Raw genomic sequence first — 20,012 nt, forward strand, 5'->3', positions numbered from 1 at the left:
TGTGTTCGCCTCATCCCTCAACCTCCATCAGACCGATCACGAATGTCATCAGTGTGCCAAGGACCGCCAGATACACGCCAATGTCGAAGACGAGTACGGTCGATAACTTCAGGTAGCTGTCACCCGGCAGCGGAAGCTCCCACCAGTGGGCGGTGAGCATGGCCTGACCAGACAACAGGGCCGGAATTGTGGATGCCAGCCCGAACAGCAGGCCGGCTGCCAGGAGATCCTTCGGGTGCACCCGAAGGAGTTTGCGGGTGGCTTCCGCGCCGAAGGCGAAGGCGTAGAGAACAAACGCGCTTGCAGCGACCAGGCCCCCGATGAAACCGCCGCCGGGTTCGTCGTGCCCGCGCAAAAGCAGGAACACCGAAAACATCAGCTGCAGCGGCATGATCGCCAATGCCGCGGTGTGGAGAATCACGGTGTTGGATTTCATGGCTTGTACTGGTCCTCCGCCCTGAGCTTGATCATGGAGTAAACGCCAATTGCGGCAAGACCCAGTACAAATATTTCCCCCAGAGTATCCAGTTGCCGGAAGTCCACCAGAATTACATTGACGATATTTTTGCCAAACGCCAGACCATAGCTGTTTTCAACGTAGTAGCTGGAAATGCTGTCAAAGTACTGGATATCCAGAACAGCAAGAATGATGAGCGTCATCACCACGCCCGCAAACACTGCGACAGACAGGTCCCGGTAACGTTCCCAGGACGAGGACAGCTTGGCAAACGGTGGCAGCCGGAACAGCACCAGCACAAGCAGAATGACGGTGAGGGTCTCCACCAGTAGTTGGGTAATGCCCAGATCCGGTGCACTGAAGTGAATGAAGGTCAGGGCCACACCAAAGCCCAGTACCCCCAGCGAAGCAACCGAGCCAAGCCGGGACCGGGTGACACAGGCAAAGACGGTCGCAGCGACAATCAGCAGCGCGATTCCCCACTCGTAGAAATAACTGTCACTGAAGTCAAAATCCAGCTGGAGACCATGCCGGGTCAGCAGGGTATAGCCTGCCAGAGAGAAGGTGATAAGAACCAGTACCAGAAGATAGATTCCGAGAACGCCGTTCTGCAGGAGCCGGGTCTGCCAGCCCGCAACCTGACTGATCCCTTCCATGAAGCGGAAATAACCCGCCTCGGGGCCGATTCGGCTGGCGGCGGTATTAAGCGCATACAGGGTTGGCTGCAGTCGGCGCCAGCCTACCACCAGGAACGAGCCTGCCAGGAGACTGAGACCGGAAAGCATCAGGGGAAGGTTGATGCCATGCCAGAGGGCGAGGGCGGTTTCTACCGGGTAGCCGGAGACTGCTGAAATAGCGGCGTCCAGAACCAGATTTGCGGGCAGAGATGGCATGATTCCGAAAACCAGGGCGAGCAGTGCCAGCACGCCGGGGCCGATCAGCATTGTAAACGGAGCCTCGTGGGGCAGTTTGGGCGTTTTAACAACCGGCCCGAAAAAGGGCTTGATAAACACCAGACCGGCGACGGCCACCACCAGCATGGCCGAGAGAACGGCGGCCACCAGAAGCCCGGTTTGCCATATTGGCGCATTCAACAGCGACTCCAGTAACAGTTCCTTGGCCACGAACCCGAACAGTGGTGGAAGCCCTGCCAGTGATAGGGCGGCAAGCCCGGTAATGACGGCCGTTTTGGGCATGCTGTGCCTCAGGCCACCCATCCGGGTAATATCTTTGGTGCCGGTTTCGTGGTCCAGGGCGCCGGCGAGCATAAACAAGGCGCCCTTGTACAGGGAGTGGGCCACCAGGAAGCAGATAAAAGCTGTGATGGCCAGTTCAGTACCCACACCCACCAGCATGGTCAGGGTGCCCAGCGCCATCACCGTGGAATAAGCCAGAACCTTCTTGATGCCGGTGCTGCTGTAGGCAAGATAGGCGCCGGTGAGCATGGTTAATGCACCAAACACCAACAGGGAGCCGCTCCAGAACATGTCTCCACTCATTGACGGATTCAGGCGGGCCAGCAGATACACGCCCGCCTTCACCATGGTCGCAGAATGCAGGTAGGCCGAAACCGGGGTGGGTGCCGCCATGGCGTTTGGCAGCCAGAAATGGAAAGGCGTCTGCGCGGATTTGGTAAAGGCGCCAATCAGTATGCAGACCGCGGCCGCGGTGTAATATGGGTGCTCATGAATGGACAGTTCTGACGCCAGAAGGCCCGAGAAGGAGGAATCCCCGGTGATAAAAATCAGCAGGATCAGGCCCGCCATCAACACGAGCCCGCCACCGGCGGTTACGAACAGGCCCTGGAGCGCACACTTTCGTGCCTCGGCATCTTCATGGTTGAAGCCGATCAGCATGTAGGAAGTGATGCTGGTCAGTTCCCAGAACACAAAAAAGGTAATGAGATTGTCCGAAAGCACCAGTCCAAGCATGGATGCCATGAAAGACAGCATGATGACGTAGAACCGGGCGAGGTCTTTGTGGCCTTTCAGGTAAGAACCGGCGTAGATCAGAATGAAGGTGCCGATGCCGCTGATCAAAAGGGCAAACACCAGGGACAGGCCATCGACCATGAAGTCCAGGGTTATCCCGAGCCCCGGCATCCAGGGCGTTTCAATCAGGAGCCTTTCACCACCACGGATCGTGGGAATCAGGCTGGCGAAGTAAGCTGTGAGGGAAGCGGGGAGCAGAGCCAATACCCAGCCAATGTAACTGCCTGCCAAACGATAAAGCGCCGGTACCGCGACCGCCAGCAAAAAACCGGATAGCACAGCCAGTAACATCATGGGAGATGGTTCCTTTTAGATCTGACTTTAAGTGTTTTTACAGATTCTGGTTGCCGGTAGCCCTTTGATAAATACGATCCTTTTTTACAAAAGGCTCACCGAGCCCATGGTTGCAAGGGACTCACTGATCCCAGCTTTGACCGCGAGTGTTCTTGGAGGTTCTGACTTCCAGGTGCATCGCGGCTTTTGCCAGGAAGTTGGCGCTGATGGGCGCCGTCATGAACAGGAACGCCGTGATCAGGATTTCCTCTATCCCGATGCCTCGTCCAAGCGTGCTGAAGTAAATCACGGAGCTGATCACGATGGCGCCAACGCCAACCGTGGTGGCTTTGGTTGGGCCGTGTAGTCGGGTGTAGAAATCCGGCAGTCGAGCCAGACCAATGGCACCGATCAGGGTAAAAACGCCACCGATAATCAGCATGGCGGAAATGGCGTATTCTGCGAAGGTGCTCATAGGGTGTCCTCCGGGTTATTCAATGACGCTGCCGCGCTTGAGGTATTTGGCCATGGCGACGGTTCCAACAAATCCCATAACCGCAATCAGCAGCGCAGACTCAAGGTACATGCGTGTTTTCAGCGTGATGCCCAACAGAATGATCAATGCGATGGCGTTAATGTAAAGGGTGTCCAGCGCCAGTATCCGGTCCGGCGCATCCGGGCCCTTTATCAGGCGGTACACGTTCAGCAAGGCGGCCAGCGTGACCATGGCAATGGTGATGTAGAGCGCGGTTAGCATCATTGGAACATCTCCAGCAAAGGCTTTTCGTACCGGTTCCGGATAGTGTCGATGACTTCCTGCTCGTCCTCGGCGTCCAGGGCATGAATCAGCAGCAGTGTGTTGTCATCGCTCACATCCGCGCTAACGGTGCCCGGCGTCAGGGAAATGGTGCTGGCTAGAATGCTGATAGCCAGCGGATCCGTTAGTTCCAGGGTGTAGCAGATGAACATCGGCCGTGGTGCGCGAGGGCTCAGTATCAGCCTTGCCACATCAACGCTGGCGACCACAATGTCCCACAGAACCCGCAACAGGTAGGCAGGTGTCTTCCAGGCCTTGAGCAAGGTGGGTGGATCAGGCCAGAAACCCTGGGTCATCAGGGGGATTATCCAGGCCAGGATCAGTCCAAGAACAATACTGCCGCCACTGATGCCGTCACTCAGAAATTGCCACATGACGAACAGGGTCAGGCTCAGCCAGGGGTGGGGAAACCTCAGTCGATCAAGCATCAGTCATCCTCCCCGACCATAGGCATCTGCAGGATTTCGATATAGGCATTGTTATTGTGTAGCTGTTCGGCCGTTGCATCGGTATAGCGTGTTATTGGACCGGCAAACACGACCAGGACGATCGCCAGTGCGGTGAGCGCGCCTGCTGCTACAGAAATCCGACCATTCAATGGGTCCGGCTTTTCCAGGTGACCGTCGACGGTTCGCCAGAAAACAATACTGCCGGCCCGACTGTAGGCAATGATTGTGAGGAAGCTGCCAACCAGCAGCACTGACCAGAGCCAGGCCATTTCGAAACCGGGCTCAACGGACTGTAGAATCAGCAGCTTGCCAATGAAGCCGCTGAGCGGAGGCAACCCGGCGGCGGCAACGGCACCGATCAGAAAAAGCACGCTCAGGAAGGTGCGGTTATGCATCCTGGGAGCGGTGATGATGCGATCGTTCGCGCTGCCGCGCTGGTTGGCTATCAGTTCCGATACAAGGAACAGGCCGCCGACGGTCCAGGTCGTGCTGAGCATATAGAACAAGGCGGCAGACAGGCCGGCTTCGGAGCCCAGAGAGATGGGAGCCAGCAGGGTGCCCACGGATATGATCACCTGCCAGGCCACAAGCGTCTTCAGGCTACCAGAGCCCAGAGCGCCTATGACGCCCATGGCCAGGGTGGCCAGAGCGATCGGGAACAGCCAATCCATGCCGAGATTGGCAAGCTCACCGGCTTCGTCGCCAAACACCAGCGGGTATACCCGCAGGATGGCGTAGATGCCCACCTTGGTCATGACCGCAAACAGAGCCGCAACGGGCGCCGTGGCTTTGGAGTAGGCACGGGGCAGCCAGAAACACAGCGGCAGAATGGCGGCCTTCAGGCCAAAGACTACCAGCAGCATCATGCCGCCGGTCTTGACGATATTCAGGCTTTCACCGGTTACCTGGGGAACCTTGACCGCAAGGTCTGCCATATTCAGGGTGCCGGTGACGCTGTAGATCATGCCCACACTGATCAGGAATATCGCCGAGCCGATCAGGTTGAGAACCACGTAGTGGAGGCCAGGTACAGTCCTTATGGTGCCTCCACCATGCATCAGCAAGCCGTAGGAGGCGATCAGAAGCACCTCGAAGGCAACGAAAAGGTTGAACAGGTCACCGGTCAGGAAGGCGATGTTGAGGCCCATCAACTGGAACAGGAACAGGGCGTGGAACTGTCGGTTACCCTCATCGGCGCCGCCGATGGCATACAGGTGACAGAACAGGGCCAGAACAGAGGTCATGACCAGCATCAGCGCGGCCAGCCGGTCCAGAACCAGGACAATCCCGAACGGCGGCTGCCAGTTGCCAAAAGCATAAATGCGGTAACTGCCGTCGTTTGCCAGCACCAGAAGGACTATGGCCGAGACCAGGATCAGCACGGTGGTTGCCAGTGCCAGGGTTCGACGCAGCGTGATGGGGGCATAGCCCATCAGTGCCTGCAGAATGCCGCCAAGCAGAGGAATCAGAATCGGAGCGGTAAGCCAATGGTTCATTTACCGGTTACCTCCTCGTCTTCCTGCTCCGGTGCTGGCGATTTATAGGGTTGTTTGCCATCAACATGGTCATCTTCGTTATCCGCAAGGTTTCGTAGCGACATCACCACCACAAAGGCCGTCATGGCGAAGCCAATCACGATGGCCGTTAAAACCAGCGCCTGCGGCAGTGGGTCGGCATAGCTTTCCGCAGTGCCGATAATCGGTTGCTTGCCGGTAGCCAGCCGGCCAGTGGAGAACAGGAAAAGGTTTACCCCGTAAGACAGGAGTGTCAGGCCAACCACCACGGGGAACGTGCGCGCCCGCAGCAGCAGATAAACGCCGGAGGCGGTCAGGGCACCAATCACCAATGCATAGACAAGTTCCATTACGCGCCCTCCCTCTTACTCTTGATGGCCGAATGCGGCGATATGCGGCCAATGGTCACCAGCGCCAACAGGGTGGCCCCGATTACCGTGAGATAAACACCCAGGTCGAAGACCAGTGCTGACGCTACCTCGAACTTGCCGACTACCGGCCAGGTGATATAGCCGAATGTTGAGGTCAGGAACGGATAGCCGAAGGCCAGGCTGGCCGCGCCGGCAATGGTTGCGAACAACAGGCCCAGGCCAATGACGTTGTGATATTTGAACGGAATCCGGTCCTGGGTCCAGTTCAGGCCACTGGCAATGTACTGGAGGATCAGGGCTATCGAGGTGATCAGACCCGCGATAAATCCGCCGCCGGGCAGGTTGTGGCCACGCAGGAAGATGAATGCCGACACCATCAGGGACAGCGGCAACAGTGGCCGGGCAATCAAGCGCAGCATTAACGGGTAGGCATCCCGTGACCAGGCATGGCCTTCGCCATCACTGGGTGGTGGCGTCAGCGGCGTGTTTTTCAGCAGCGCGTAAATGCCCAGGGCAGCAATCGCCAGAACGGTGATTTCGCCCAGGGTATCAAAGCCCCGGAAGTCCACCAGGATGACGTTGACCACGTTGGTGCCGCCACCGCCCGGTTTGCTGTTCTCAAGGAAGAAATCGGAAATCGAACTGAACGGTTGCGTCAGCATGGCCAGGGTAACCAGAGTCATACCAATACCGGCAATACCCGCGATGGCGATGTCCCGGAAGCGACGTTTCAGCGGTGTTTCCACGGGTGTCCAGCCAGGCATGTAGTAGAGCGCCAGCATGAGCAGAACAATGGTCACCACTTCCACCGACAACTGGGTCATGGCCAGGTCGGGCGCCGAAAAGCGGGCAAACGCCAGTGCAACGATCAGGCCGACCACGCTCAGCACAACCAGCGCGTAAAATCGCTGCCGGTGCACGGCAGCCGTCAACAGGGCACAAATGATCAGCACGCCTGCGGCAATGGCCGTGGGCCAGTCCACAGGGCTCAGCCCGGTCTCACCAATGAAGATGCCCAGATCCAGCAGTGGCATGGCAGCGACTGCCAGCACGCTGACCACAAGCAGCATGCCGTATCTTTGCAGAGAGCCGTTCTCGATTCTTGCCGTAAAGCCGTTCGCCAGGTCGACGATCCGCAGTACGATCGCTTCGAATACGGCCTTCTCGTCGATTTCCTTGAAGCGCGCGTGGAAATCAAAGAATTTCTGGCGCTGGCTATACATGATTAAACCGCCAAAGAAAGCCGCAAAACTCATGATCAGTGGCAGGTTAAAGCCATGGATAACCGCCAGTTGATAATCCGGCACCTCGCCGCCAAGTGTGGCGTGGGCGGCAGCGTAGAGCAGAGGCCCGACCGATACTGCCGGGAACATGCCTACCATGATGCAGGCGAAGACCAGGATCTCCACCGGGATTTTCATGTACCGGGGCGGTTCGTGGGGCGGGTAGATGGGCAGATTGACGGGCTTGCCGTTAAAGAACACGTCGTGAATAAAACGTGCGGAATAGGCGACCGCAAAAATACCGGCCAGCGTGGCGACGATCGGCGGCAGCCAGGCCCAGATGCCGGGCAGATTCAGTTGCAGGGACTCGGCAAAGAACATTTCCTTGCTCAGGAAGCCGTTCAGCAGCGGAACCCCGGCCATGGATGACGCGGCCACCATGGCCAGAGTGGCCGTATGGGGCATGTATCGCCACAGGCCGTTAATCCGGCGCATGTCCCGGGTACCGGTTTCGTGGTCGATAATACCGGCGGCCATGAACAGTGAGGCCTTGAAGGTGGCATGGTTGATGACGTGGAATACCGCTGCCACCGCCGCCAGCTCGGTACCCATACCGAACAACAGCGTGATCAGGCCCAGGTGGCTGACGGTGGAGTGCGCCAGCAGCCCTTTCAGGTCGTGCTTGAACATGGCCACGTAGGCGCCAATCAGCAAAGTTGCCATGCCGGTAAAACTGACCATGTAGAACCATTGTTCCGTACCAGCCAATGCCGGGTACAAACGCGCCATCAGGAAAATGCCGGCCTTGACCATGGTGGCAGAGTGCAGGTAGGCCGAAACCGGCGTGGGCGCCTGCATGGCATGGGGCAGCCAGAAATGGAACGGGAACTGGGCAGACTTGGTAAACGCGCCCAGCAGTACCAGCGTCAGGGCGACGGGGTACATGGCGTGGGCTTTGATAACATCGCCGGCGGCCAGCACATCGTCCAGTTCAAAACTGCCGACAATGTTGCCGATGATCAGAATGCCCGCGAGCAACGCCAGCCCACCGCCACCGGTCACCGCCAGCGCCATGCGGGCGCCGCGACGGGCGTCCTGTTTGTGGTTCCAGAAACTGATGAGCAGGAACGAGGTGAGACTGGTCAGTTCCCAGAAAATCATCATCAGCAAGAGATTGCTGGAGAGTACGATGCCTAGCATGGAGCCTTTGAAACAGAGCAGCAGCGCGTAAAACTTCCCGATATTCTCGGCCGGCTTCAGGTAATAGCGGGCATAGAGAATGATCAACACGCCAATAATCAGAATCAGCAGTGCGAACAGCAGAGACAGTCCATCGAGGCGGAAGCTGAAGGAAATGCCGATCGCCGGTAACCACTCCCAGGATTGCAGGACGGTGCCACCGTTGGCCAGTGTTTCCCAGTGCGGGAACAGGGCAGCCAGGGCAATAAGCGCCGGAACAGAAGAGGCAATCGCAATCGCTGTCCGCCCCCCAAGGGCAAACAGCGGGGCAGCTATAGCCCCCAGAAATGGCAGAAATACAACCAGCGGTAGCGACATCGCAACCTCGTTATCGGTGTTCTTTTACATGAGTACCAAAGGCGTGTTTGCCTGAGTCTAGTCTCCGACCAGCCACCGTGCACGATGAGCATCGGGATCGGGTCGGCATGGTTCAGGGTGGATTCAGCAGGAAACAGGCGGGTCCGGGAAATACGGAAGGCGTCCCCGATGCCGCGCGATGTCAGCGGTAACGGGTGGGCGGGTGATTCTAATGCAGCCGAAGGACCTTGCGGTCATGGTTGCTCCGTCAGTCAAACTTGAAATGCGATGATACGTGGCCCGTCGGTCAGGTCAAGTCAACTTGCCATTGATCAAGTGTATACTCCCGATAAATATTCGATGAGAGTGCGCCATGACCAACGCCTATCCCAACCTGCTGAAACCGCTTGATCTGGGGTTCACTGAGCTCAAGAACCGGGTGCTGATGGGGTCGATGCATACCGGCCTCGAAGACCGTTTCTGGAATATCCACAAGTTCGCCCGGTATTTTGCCGAACGGGCGGAAGGTGGCGTCGGGCTCATGGTAACCGGTGGCTTTTCTCCCAACCTGGTGGGGCAGCTGGCCCCGCTGGCGTCTACGATGAATAACCGTGCGACTGCTTTGCTGCATCGTCATGTGACCGGGGCCGTGCATGAAGCGGGCGGAAAAATCTGCCTGCAATTGCTGCACGCCGGTCGTTATGGTTATCAGCCGCTGATTGTGTCGGCCTCGGCCACCAAGGCACCGATCAGTCCGTTCAAGGCCAGAGCCCTCTCAACAAAAGGTGTGGAACGGCAGATCAATGACTTCGTGAATGCCGCCAAGCTGGCTAAATTCGCCGGCTACGACGGCGTTGAGGTGATGGGCTCCGAAGGTTATTTTATCAACCAGTTCCTGTGTGAACGCACCAACAAGCGAACCGACAAGTGGGGTGGGCCCTACGAAAACCGAATGCGCTTGCCGGTGGAAATCGTTCGCCGCATGCGTGAGGCGGTCGGGCCGGAATTCATCATTATTTACCGCCTGTCCATGCTGGATCTGGTGGAAGGCGGCCAGACCTGGGAGCAGATCGTCACTCTGGGCAAGGCCATCGAGAAAGCCGGTGCAACCATTATCAACACGGGTATTGGCTGGCACGAGGCCCGCGTTCCCACCATCGTGACCTCGGTACCCCGCGGCGGCTTTGCGGATGTGACAGCCAAGTTCTATGGCGAGGTGGACATCCCGGTGTGTACCACCAACCGTATCAATACGCCTGAAAAAGGCGAGGAAATCCTTGCTGCCGGTAAGGCTGACATGGTGTCCATGGCACGCCCGCTGCTGGCCGACAGCGAGTTTGTCCGCAAGGCGGAACAGGGGCGCGGCGACGAGATCAATACCTGTATCGCCTGCAATCAGGCGTGTCTGGACCATGTGTTCCAGGCCAAGCGCGCCTCCTGTCTTGTAAACCCCCGGGCCTGCCACGAGACCGAACTGGTGCTCACGGTAGCGCCTGTCGTCAGGCGCGTAGCGGTGGTCGGCGCCGGTCCCGCTGGCCTGGCAGCAGCCACCACGGCGGCAAAACGGGGGCACAAGGTGACCCTGTTTGAAGCTGACGACAAAATTGGCGGCCAGTTCAATTACGCCAAACGTATTCCGGGCAAGGAAGAGTTCTACGAAACCCTGCGCTATTTTCAGCGTCAGATTGATCTGCTGGAAATCGACCTGCGGCTCGAAACCCGTGTGGGGGCCGACGAGCTGATCGAACAGGGCTTTGACGACGTGATCATCGCCACCGGCGTCAAACCACGAACACCGAAGATTGAAGGCATCGACCACCCGAAAGTCCTTGGGTACCTGGATGTTCTACGCCACAACAAACCGGTGGGCAAGTCGGTGGCTGTGATCGGGGCTGGTGGTATCGGTTTTGATGTCAGTGAATTCCTGACTCACGACTTTGGCAAGCACCCGGAAGGCGAACAGGTGAGTGTGGCTGAATGGCAGGCGGAATGGGGGGTGAATCCCACGTTTGAGGGCCCCGGCGGCCTGGCTGAACGGGCGCAGACCCCATCGCCCCGCAAGATCTATCTGATGCAGCGTAAAACCGGCAAAGTCGGCGGCGGCCTGGGCAAAACCTCAGGCTGGGTGCACCGAAGCAGCCTCAAGCATCGGGACGTCGAAATGCTCCGGGGTTGCCGTTACGATCGAATCGACGATCAAGGCCTGCATATTACCCTGACCGACAAGGACGGAAAGACCGGCGAGACCAGAGTTCTGGCCGTGGACAACGTGATCATCTGCGCGGGACAGGAAAGCTATCGGGAACTGTTCGACCAGCTTGCTGATAAAGGCGTGAAAGCGCACCTCATTGGCGGTGCTGATGTGGCGGAAGAGCTGGATGCCAAAAGGGCCATCCGTCAGGGAACCGAAATCGCGGCAGCCATTTAAAAAGTGACCTGCTACGTCATCAGTTGACCGGAAGTGGCGTTCGATAGCTGTTGTCTGGATAAATGGCTATCGAACGGTTTTCAGGGCATTGGAAATCGCCTCTGCTTCGGCTTCCAATACCTGGCAACGCAGGCTGTTACCCTGCTGACTGGCCTGCGCGAGCTGCTTGCGCTTCATATCGTATAGCCGGTTAAGTACATCGGCCCGGCTCTGCTTCAACGGTGCGTTCATGGAAACGACCTCCCCCGAAGGGTTAATACTGTCAAGATTATTTACGTACAGCGGCAAAAAATCGCCTACAAGACAGTTTGATGCATAACCCGCGCCACAGAAACACTACCAAAGACTGAATTGTGACCTGTAACACCATACTATCGGCCGAATTTCGCCCGATAGGCGCCCGGTGAAAGCTTCGTATGCCGACGAAACAGCCGGCTGAACGAGCTCACATCCTCGTATCCGACTGCCCGGGTGACCGACTCAAGCCCTCCCGTTGAGGATTCGAGTAGCCTGCGAGCCTCCTCCACACGGAGTAGCTGCAGATAGCTGGACGGTGAATCCCCTGTCGCCTGCCGGAACCGACGTAACAGCGACCTTTCGGACAACCCGGCGAAGCTGGAAAGCTCTGGCAATGAAACCGGCTCTCTGAAATGCGCCTCTAGCCAATCCTGAACCTGGTGAATCACCTTGTCTGAATGGTATCGCTTGGCCTGCAGCACGCTATAGGGAGCCTGGCTCGTGCGCCCGGCGTCAATCACAAACGCCTTCGCCAACTCCCGGGCCACCTGCGCACCTGCCAGCCGCTCAACCAGATACACCCCCAGATCCCACCAGGCCATACCACCCCCGGCGCAGGCCACAGGGCCATCAACCGTGACCAGCTTGTCGGCATGGAGATTTACAGCCGGAAACTGCCGTCTGAACTGTTCACCAAACCCCCAGTGTGTGGTGGCCTCCCGACCGTCCAGTAACCCCGCCGCCGCCAGCAAAAACGCGCCGGTACAGTTACTGGCCACCCGAACATCGCCGGGCGTCGCAGTCTGAAACTTTGAAAGCCACTGAATCAGGAGGGGGTTGGTTTGCAGAACTTCATCAATGGGTGCACCAATGGTCGGAATAATCAGCAGGTCATCGGCACCCAGTTCGTCAATATCCTGCCAGGAACCATCCGCCAACAGGGTCACGCCATTGATGCATCGGCAGGGCTCGCCATCCTCGGTCAGCAGCCGGGTTCTGAACCATGCCGTCGGCTGCTCGCCATGAATTCGGGCCCAGGTCACCCCGGCCAGGCGAAACAGGTCGATCATACCGGTGATGGCGCTGGCCAGAGCCCCATTAAAGCCGATGATGGTGACGGTTTTCAATGCAGGAATGCTCCGTGGTTGTGTGAAGCTTGATCAGCCGATGCTGAAGTAGGCGGGAGGTGTGGGGGAGCTTTCAGGGAGTGTGCGCAGCAGGGAAGCTGCGCTCAAGCCCCCATGGATGGCTTCACGGCGTCTCCCGGAAAGCTCCCCCACACCTCCTGCCGGGCGTCAGTCACCACTAGGTTGTGGCGGATTCAACCAAGAATAAGTCAGAAATGACAATTCCAACAACCATAGCCGTTATGAGACGCTATGACCAATCAACAGGAGACCAAGAATGACCGACACCCTGATCGACCGCCGCGACCTTGCCTTCCAACTTTATGAGGTGATGGACACCGAATCCCTCATCCAGCGCGAGCGCTTCAGCGAACACAGCAAAGAAACCTTTGACGCCGTCATCGAAACGGCCGACAAAATGGCGAAAGAAAAATTCGCCAACCACAACAGTGCTGCCGACAAAGACGAACCCAAATTCGTCAACGGCCAGGTAGAAATGCTCCCGGACGTCAAACAGGCCTTCGATGCCTACGCCGAAGCCGGCTTCCTAGCTGGCCGATACGACTACGACCTCGGCGGCATGCAATTGCCGGAATCCGTCATGGCGGCCTGCAACGGCTTCTTCACCGCCGCCAATCCCGGCACCGCCGGCTACCCGTTTCTGACCACCGCCGCCGCCAACCTGATTCGTGTATTCGGCAACGAAGAACAGAAGGCCAAATTTCTACCCAATATGCTCAGCGGCCGCTACAGCGGAACCATGGCCCTGACCGAGCCCCATGCCGGCTCCAGCCTGGCAGACATCCGCACCTCCGCCACGCCCACCGACGACGGCCACTACCTGATCAAAGGCGCCAAAATCTACATCTCTGGTGGCGAGCAGAGCATCACCGAAAATATCGTTCACATGGTGCTGGCGAAAATCAAAGGCGCACCGGCGGGCGTAAAAGGCATCTCCCTGTTCATCGTCCCGAAATTCCATGTGGACGAGAACGGCAATCCGGGCGACCGCAACGGCGTCAGCCTCGCCGGCCTGATCCACAAACTCGGCTATCGCGGCACTACCAGTACTGCCCTGAGCTTCGGCGATGATGCCCCCTGCCACGGCTACCTGGTAGGTGAACCCCATCAGGGCCTGAAGTACATGTTCCAGATGATGAACGAAGCCCGCATCGGCGTTGGCTTTGGCGCCGCTGTGATTGGCTATCGGGGCTACATGCACAGCCTGGAATACGCCAAGGACCGCCTGCAGGGCCGCAAGGCCAGCGAAAAGAATCCGGAAAGCCCTCAAGTACCCATCATCGACCACGCGGACGTACGCCGCATGCTGCTGGCCCAGAAGGCCTACAGCGAAGGCGGCCTGGCGCTCTGCCTCTGCGGCGCCCGCCTGATGGATGATCAGCACACCCACCCGGATGAGCAGAAACGAATGGAAGCCGGCAAGCTGCTGGATTTGCTTACCCCGGTGATCAAAGCCTGGCCCTCGGAATACGGTCCGAAAGCCAACGATCTGGCAATCCAGGTCTACGGCGGCGCCGGCTACACTCGCGAATACCCGGTCGAGCAGTGCTGGCGCGACAACCGCCTGAACCCCATCCACGAAGGCACCAACGGCATCCAGGCTCTGGACCTGCTGGGCCGTAAAATCTGGCAGGACCAGAGCCACGGCCTGCAGTTGCTGATGCAGGAAATGCAGGTGGATCTGCAGGCGGCCACCACCGAGCGCTGCCAGCAGTGGGCTTTGTCTCTGAGTGAGACTTTGCAGCAGGCGGTAAAAGTCACCCAGAGCCTGGGTAAATCCCTGATGGGCGGCGAAGTCGACAAAACCCTGGCTAACGCCAGCTGCTATCTGCACCTGTTCGGCCACATTATCGTGGCCTGGATGTGGCTGCGGCAGGCCAATGCCGCAGCCCACGCACTGGGGTCTGCCAACAGCGAAAGCGAACGCAACTTCTACCAGGGCAAACTGCAGGCCGCCCAGTACTTCTTCCACTGGGAATTGCCCACCGTGGCTCAGGATCTGGTGCTGCTGCGGAATCAGGATGATACGTGTCTGAATATGAAGGCTGATTGGTTCTGAGTTTGGTGCTTTTGTTCTTGATGTAGCCCGCTGGTTTGAGAGCAGGCACGATCGGCTGGGAGTCCTTTCAGGGACACGCTACGAGCACGTCCATGTGCGCTCGACTTTGGCCATTCATGGCCAAAGACGTTCCCTGAAAGGACTCCCAGCCGTTCGCGCCCGCACATGGGCATAGCCTGTTGACAAGAAAACATGAAAGGAAAGCGCAATGGCTCTGGTAAATGTTGATAAGAAAAATCATGTTTTGCTGATCGGACTGAACCGCCCGGAAAAAATGAACGCCATGAACCGGGCCATGTACCACGAAATCGCTGCCGCCTATTACCAGCTCCAGAACGATCCGGAGCTGCGCGTGGCAGTGATGTACGCTGAAGGTGACCACTTCACCAGCGGCCTGCAACTGGATGACTGGGCCGGCGTGTTCGCCAACGGTAAAGGCATTGAACCCGGCGAAGGCGAACTCGACCCCTTCGATATTACCGGCGATAGCCTCACCAAGCCGGTGGTCTTCGCCGCCCAGGGCATCTGCTTCACCTGTGGCGTCGAGATGATGCTCAACACCGACATCCGCGTGGCCGCGAAAGGCACCCGCTTCGCTCAGTTGGAAGTGAAACGCGGCATCTTCGCCTGCGGTGGCGCCACCATTCGCCTGCAGCGCGAAATCGGTTGGGGCAACGCCCAGCGCTACCTGCTCACTGGTGATGAATGGACCGCGGAACAGGCTTACCAGTGGGGCCTGATTCAGGAACTGGTGGAACCCGGCGAACAGCTCAACAAAGCCATGGAAATCGCCGAAAAGATTGCCAAAGCCGCACCTCTGGGCGTTCAGGGCAGCCTGAAATCGTCCAAGATTGCCGTGTCCGAAGGCCAGGAAGCGGCCAAGGAACGTATGTTCCCGGAACTACGCCCGGTCATGGCCAGCGAAGATGTCAAAGAAGGAATTCAGTCATTCCTGGAGAGAAGAGAGGCGGTGTTCAAAGGCAAGTAGCAGGATTGCCCCAACCCGCAGCCGGCGCCCAACCAACAGGCTGGGGCCGGCAATCAAACCACGAAATCAGGCAGCCTCAGACTCAGAAGAAGAGCCAGCCCGCCGAGCCGCAGCCTCCGCTGCCACTTTCGCAGCATAGTCCGCATACTTGGCCATCAACTCCTCCTTGCGATCAGGGTCCCAGTTGATCTTCGACAGATCCCCTTCATAGTGGTCAATCACCCGCTTATCCATCGTCTCGTACCACCACTGGGGCAGGTAGGCCGGCAACAGCATCGATGCGTACCCTCCCGGCAACTGGGGCGCCTTTTCAAAATGGCGCAAGGCCTGGAAACTCCGGGTCGGATGGGCGTGGTGGTCAGAATGCCGTTGCAACTGATACAGGAACAGGTTGGTCACAATGTGATTACTGTTCCAGCTGTGTTCCGGCTTCGTGCGCTCATATTTGCCATTCTTGTCCTTCTGCCGCAACAGACCATAGTGCTCGATGTAATTCACACTCTCCAACAGACTGGCGCCATAAACCGCCTGTGCCGCCAGGAACGGCACCGCCCTCGGGCCGCAGACCAGCGTCGTGGCGCCAAAGAACCCGGCCGTCATGGCCCAACCCTGTAGCAGTTCGTTATCAAGACTCCAGAAGCTCTTACCCTTGCGTTCCAGGCGTGCCTTTTCGATCTTGACCGACGACTTGATGCCGCCGAACACGGTTCGGGGCAGGAACTTCCAGAAACTCTCGCCCATTCGGCTGCTGGCGGGGTCCTCAGGTGTGGCTACCCGCTTGTGATGACCAAAATTATGTTCAACCACAAAGTGGGTGTAGGCGGTGGGAGCCAAGGCGGCCATGGCCATCAGTTTGTTCAGTTTATTGGACTTATGGCCCAGTTCATGGGCGGTGTTGATGCCTACCCCGTTGATGGCGCCTACGGTCAGGGTCAGGCCGATCTTGTCCTCAAGTGGTGTGTTTTTCCGGCTGGCCAGCCAGGCGCCCATGAAGGTCATGGCGTACTGGGTGGGGATAAACGCCTTCACAATACGGTCGTAATACTTGTCCTGCTCCAAGGTCTTTACCGCCGATTCAGGAGGATTGCTTTTGTCTTCACCAATCGCCCGGTCCAGTGCCGGAATAATGCCGTGCACCAGTGCCGGCCCGGTCCAGGCCAGAGCCTTCAGTCGTTTCGGGGCCAGGGCGTAGCCAGTCAGAGCGGCAAGGCCAATGCCTGGAAGCGCAGGCCCCAACAGCCACATATAGCGCTTGGGATCTTTCCAGGTCTCGGCCTTGGTGGCGGTGTCTTTTGAATCCGATGTCCCGGTTTTCCGGGGCGCGGCGACCTGGTGCGTGTCGAGCGAGGATTTCACTTTGGCGTTCATATGGGCTCTCCGTGGAACTCGTTGTGTTTGTTTGTTCAATTTATGTCGGACAATCTGGCAATACAACAAGTAAGGGGGTCTGGTTAAGCGAACTGGCCTCTAATGACAATCAGGCTCCAGCTGGCGAATCCAGAGCTTGTGGTCCAGACTTCTGGAAACAAAAAAAACAGGGAAGCGTCGAATGAGTGCCACCAATCCATCTCCGGCTACTATGTCCTGGACGTTGCAACAACGGCTTCAGGAATACGCGCGCGCCATGAAACTGGCGGAAATCATCTATCAGGACCCGAATGGGCAGGTCTGCGTGGTTCACGGCGTTATCCGGGAAGTGCTTAGCCGGGCCGGGCGGGATTTCGTGGTGCTGGGAAAAGGACAGGTGGTCTCAGCGGACCACATCATCATGATCGACGGTGAGCGGTTAACGAAAGGGTAATCGCCCGGTAATTGCTATTGACCGCGGGCTGCCTCTACTCTGTTGGCGTTGTACACATATACCGACAGAGGGACATGTTATGAACAAGTTTACCTTGAGCGCACTCGCACTGGTTGCCACGCTTGGACTTTCTGCCTGCAGCTCCGAGAGCGATGAAGGCGCGGATTTTGAAGAAGCGGGTGAAAATGCCGAGGAAATGATGGACGACGCCGCTAACGCCACCGAAGAAACCTGGGAAGAAGCCACGGGTCAGGATGAAGGCGTGATTGGTGAAATGCAGGAAGGTGCCGAAAACGCCGGCGACGAGATTGAAGAAGCCGCGGATGAAGCGGGTGACTCCATGGAAGAAGCAGCGGACTCCATGGAAGAAGGCTACGACGAAATGACTCAGTGATCAGCTGAGTTGCATCGCGCGGTTGCGGGGCCTTTTGGCCCCGTTTCTGTTTCTGCCTCGCCGGTTGTCATCGAACGTTCAACATTCTGACTTAAATCTGTTTACGTCCTGTCACATTACTTGCCGACACTTGCCTCTCGAAATAAAGGACTTGTCCACCAATCCGAGAGAGGCAAACCATGGCCAAGCACGATCTTGATCCGAATTACCTGGACCCGAACTACGAGCCAGTCGTCAATCATTCCGAAAACACCCCGTTCCATCAGGTACTGTCTGCCAGAATGCAGCGTCGTACCGTCATGAAAGGTAGCGTAGGCGCCGCTCTGGCCAGCGTTATGGGGTTGGGGCTTGCCGGTTGTGGCAGTGACAGTGATAGTGACAACGATGGCGGTACTACCGGTGGAAACACATCCAGCACTGAACTGGGTTTCAAGGCTGTCCCTACTTCAACCGCGAATCAGGTCGTTGTTCCCGAGGGATACTCCTCTGAAGCGTTTCTTCCCTGGGGCACGCCAATTACCGGGTCTTACCCGGCCTATAAGCCGGATGGCACCAATACCGGAGAAGAGCAAGAGCAGCAAATGGGCATGCATCATGACGGCGTGCACTTTTTCCCGATTGATCTGAAAGCCGGTGGTAACAGCTCCAGCGAAGGTCTGTTGGTGATGAACCATGAGTACATCAATCAAGGCGCTTTGCATGCCAACGGGGCTACCTACATCAACGGTATGCGTCCGGCCGATGAAGTGCGCAAGGAAATCGCCGCGCACGGTGTGTCTGTGGTTCATATCAAACGCGACAACAACGGCAAGTGGGATATTGTTTTCGGGAGTCCGTTTAATCGCCGGGTTACGGGTAATACCGAAATGGATATCCGTGGTCCGGTGCGTGGTTACGACAAACTGGTCACCAAATACAGTCCGGATGCAACGGAAACCCGCGGTACTCTGAACAACTGCGCGATGGGCCCGACGCCGTGGGGAACTTACCTTGCGGCTGAGGAAAACTGGCACGGGTACTTCGCTAATAGCGATGCAACGCAGCCCCGGGAGCAGACCCGCCATGGCGTCGGCGATTCAAGCCGCTACGACTGGGAGTTGGCTGACAGCGGTGCGGATCAATACGTGCGCTTTGATGTTACCCCGACGGGTGCGTCGGCGGCGGATGATTACCGGAATGAGGCCAATACCTACGGTTTCATGGTGGAAATTGATCCGTTTACTCCAGAGAGCAAACCACAGAAGCGAACCGCGCTGGGCCGCTTTGGTCACGAGGGTGTGATTTTTGCGCCGGTTAAGGAAGGTGAGCCGGTCGTATGTTATTCCGGTGATGATTCCCGTTTCGAGTACATCTACAAATTTGTCTCCTCAAAGCCTTATTACGCTGCAACGGCCGGTGGCTACCTCCTGGACGAGGGCACACTCTACGTGGCTCGCTTTAATGACGATGGCTCGGGCGACTGGCTGGCGCTGGATCTGAACGATGCGGATTTTGCTGCCAAAGTGGCTGCGGCCCAGGGCGAAATGGTTGGCAACGTTCAGTTTGACGGTTTTGAGAATCAGGCTGATGTTTTGTTGAACACTCGCCTGGCTGCCGACATCGCAGGTGCGACCCCGATGGATCGCCCGGAGTGGGGGGCAGTAGATCCGAATTCCGGTCAGGTTTACTTTACGCTGACCAATAACTCCCGCCGGACGGAGGAGCAGGTAAACGCGGCAAATCCGAATGCCAACAACCGCACCGGTCATATTATTCGCTGGAGCGAAGACGGCAACGATCACACTGCGACCAGCTTCGACTGGGATATCTTCGTGTTTGCCGGTGAGCAGGGCACGGAAACCGTGGTTGACGACCAGGTTATCGTATCTCTGACTGATGACAACATCTTCAACAGTCCGGATGGCCTCTGGTTCGATTATAACGGTCGCCTCTGGATTCAGACCGATGGCTCCGATGCAGCACCTTATCAGAACAACATGATGCTGGCGGCTAACCCGGAAACCCGCGAGATCAAGCGTTTCTTCGTTGGGCCGGTTGGCTGTGAGGTTACAGGCGTTGTCTCCACACCGGATGTGAAGACCATGTTCGTCAATATCCAGCACCCGGAAGCAAACTGGCCGGATGCCAACGATCCGCGTCCGCGTGATGCAACGGTTATCGTTACCCGCGATGACAGCGGCGTTATCGGTGCCTGATCAGCCATAACGGTTGTCAGGCTCTGCCAAAAAGCCCGGGCGGACTCGTTCCGCCCGGGCTTTTCTCTTCTGTATTTCAGATTTCCTTCCAGATGCCGATAAACCCCTTGGGCACTGCAATAGTGGTATCT

The 20,012-nt window shown here is 57.6% G+C and carries 17 protein-coding genes; 6 read left to right on the plus strand and 11 right to left on the minus strand.

All coding sequences use genetic code 11. The features are described from left to right. Positions 1 to 10: 10 nt before the first annotated feature. The 8 genes from ACAM27_RS07480 to ACAM27_RS07515 all read right to left on the minus strand — a co-directional run bounded on the left by ACAM27_RS07480 (position 11) and on the right by ACAM27_RS07515 (position 8,652). Positions 11 to 436, minus strand: coding sequence for a Na+/H+ antiporter subunit B (locus ACAM27_RS07480; protein ID WP_011786300.1), 426 nt, complete (start codon positions 434 to 436; stop codon positions 11 to 13). Next, positions 433 to 2,742 carry a putative monovalent cation/H+ antiporter subunit A gene (locus ACAM27_RS07485; protein WP_369612794.1) on the minus strand — a complete coding sequence of 770 codons (2,310 nt, stop codon included), beginning with the start codon at positions 2,740 to 2,742 and terminating at the stop codon, positions 433 to 435. The genes ACAM27_RS07480 and ACAM27_RS07485 overlap by 4 nt, the downstream gene beginning before the upstream one ends. A gap of 121 nt (positions 2,743 to 2,863) precedes the next feature. After that, positions 2,864 to 3,196, minus strand: a complete 333-nt coding sequence (locus tag ACAM27_RS07490; RefSeq protein WP_011786298.1) for a Na+/H+ antiporter subunit G — start codon at positions 3,194 to 3,196, stop codon at positions 2,864 to 2,866. 15 nt (positions 3,197 to 3,211) lie between these two features. Next, the gene (locus ACAM27_RS07495; RefSeq protein WP_011786297.1) at positions 3,212 to 3,481 is read right to left on the minus strand and encodes a K+/H+ antiporter subunit F; all 270 of its coding nucleotides are present in this window, start codon (positions 3,479 to 3,481) and stop codon (positions 3,212 to 3,214) included. Further along, positions 3,478 to 3,966, minus strand: coding sequence for a Na+/H+ antiporter subunit E (locus ACAM27_RS07500; RefSeq protein WP_011786296.1), 489 nt, complete (start codon positions 3,964 to 3,966; stop codon positions 3,478 to 3,480). The genes ACAM27_RS07495 and ACAM27_RS07500 overlap by 4 nt, the downstream gene beginning before the upstream one ends. Then, entirely contained in the window at positions 3,966 to 5,483 is a 1,518-nt protein-coding gene (locus ACAM27_RS07505) for a monovalent cation/H+ antiporter subunit D (RefSeq protein WP_369612795.1), read from the minus strand. The genes ACAM27_RS07500 and ACAM27_RS07505 overlap by 1 nt, the downstream gene beginning before the upstream one ends. Further along, on the minus strand, positions 5,480 to 5,851 hold the full coding sequence (locus ACAM27_RS07510) for a Na+/H+ antiporter subunit C (RefSeq protein WP_011786294.1): 372 nt from the start codon (positions 5,849 to 5,851) through the stop codon (positions 5,480 to 5,482). Before ACAM27_RS07510 ends, ACAM27_RS07505 begins: the two co-directional genes overlap by 4 nt. Next, positions 5,851 to 8,652, minus strand: coding sequence for a monovalent cation/H+ antiporter subunit A (locus tag ACAM27_RS07515; protein WP_011786293.1), 2,802 nt, complete (start codon positions 8,650 to 8,652; stop codon positions 5,851 to 5,853). The genes ACAM27_RS07510 and ACAM27_RS07515 overlap by 1 nt, the downstream gene beginning before the upstream one ends. Before the next feature lie 352 nt (positions 8,653 to 9,004). On the opposite strand from ACAM27_RS07515, the gene ACAM27_RS07520 reads away from it, so the two are divergent. Beyond that, on the plus strand, positions 9,005 to 11,059 hold the full coding sequence (locus ACAM27_RS07520; protein WP_011786292.1) for an NADPH-dependent 2,4-dienoyl-CoA reductase: 2,055 nt from the start codon (positions 9,005 to 9,007) through the stop codon (positions 11,057 to 11,059). Positions 11,060 to 11,125: 66 nt separating this feature from the next. Here the strand turns inward: ACAM27_RS07520 and ACAM27_RS07525 are convergent, their stop codons facing one another. Together ACAM27_RS07525 and ACAM27_RS07530 are read right to left on the minus strand one after the other, a co-directional pair. Continuing rightward, the gene (locus tag ACAM27_RS07525) at positions 11,126 to 11,290 is read right to left on the minus strand and encodes a hypothetical protein (RefSeq protein WP_011786291.1); all 165 of its coding nucleotides are present in this window, start codon (positions 11,288 to 11,290) and stop codon (positions 11,126 to 11,128) included. Between the two features lie 140 nt (positions 11,291 to 11,430). Continuing rightward, entirely contained in the window at positions 11,431 to 12,423 is a 993-nt protein-coding gene (locus ACAM27_RS07530; protein ID WP_222196906.1) for a GlxA family transcriptional regulator, read from the minus strand. A gap of 277 nt (positions 12,424 to 12,700) precedes the next feature. On the opposite strand from ACAM27_RS07530, the gene ACAM27_RS07535 reads away from it, so the two are divergent. After that, entirely contained in the window at positions 12,701 to 14,503 is a 1,803-nt protein-coding gene (locus tag ACAM27_RS07535) for an acyl-CoA dehydrogenase (RefSeq protein ID WP_369612796.1), read from the plus strand. 208 nt (positions 14,504 to 14,711) lie between these two features. Further along, entirely contained in the window at positions 14,712 to 15,491 is a 780-nt protein-coding gene (locus ACAM27_RS07540) for a crotonase/enoyl-CoA hydratase family protein (RefSeq protein ID WP_011786288.1), read from the plus strand. A 66-nt stretch (positions 15,492 to 15,557) separates the two neighbouring features. Here ACAM27_RS07540 and ACAM27_RS07545 read toward each other — a convergent pair whose 3' ends face one another. Then, positions 15,558 to 16,859, minus strand: a complete 1,302-nt coding sequence (locus tag ACAM27_RS07545; RefSeq protein WP_222534452.1) for an alkane 1-monooxygenase — start codon at positions 16,857 to 16,859, stop codon at positions 15,558 to 15,560. Between the two features lie 181 nt (positions 16,860 to 17,040). On the opposite strand from ACAM27_RS07545, the gene ACAM27_RS07550 reads away from it, so the two are divergent. From ACAM27_RS07550 to ACAM27_RS07560, 3 genes are all read left to right on the plus strand, one after another. After that, complete coding sequence (locus ACAM27_RS07550; protein ID WP_022987979.1) at positions 17,041 to 17,292, plus strand: hypothetical protein; 252 nt, start codon at positions 17,041 to 17,043, stop codon at positions 17,290 to 17,292. 79 nt (positions 17,293 to 17,371) lie between these two features. Beyond that, a complete protein-coding gene (locus ACAM27_RS07555; protein ID WP_011786285.1) occupies positions 17,372 to 17,686 on the plus strand; it encodes a hypothetical protein in 315 nt (104 codons plus the stop codon). Positions 17,687 to 17,865: 179 nt separating this feature from the next. Further along, complete coding sequence (locus ACAM27_RS07560) at positions 17,866 to 19,881, plus strand: PhoX family phosphatase (RefSeq protein ID WP_141067164.1); 2,016 nt, start codon at positions 17,866 to 17,868, stop codon at positions 19,879 to 19,881. Positions 19,882 to 20,012: the final 131 nt, after the last annotated feature.

This window comes from Marinobacter sp. RI1 (assembly GCF_041155085.1).
Classification (GTDB): Bacteria; Pseudomonadota; Gammaproteobacteria; order Pseudomonadales; family Oleiphilaceae; genus Marinobacter; species Marinobacter nauticus.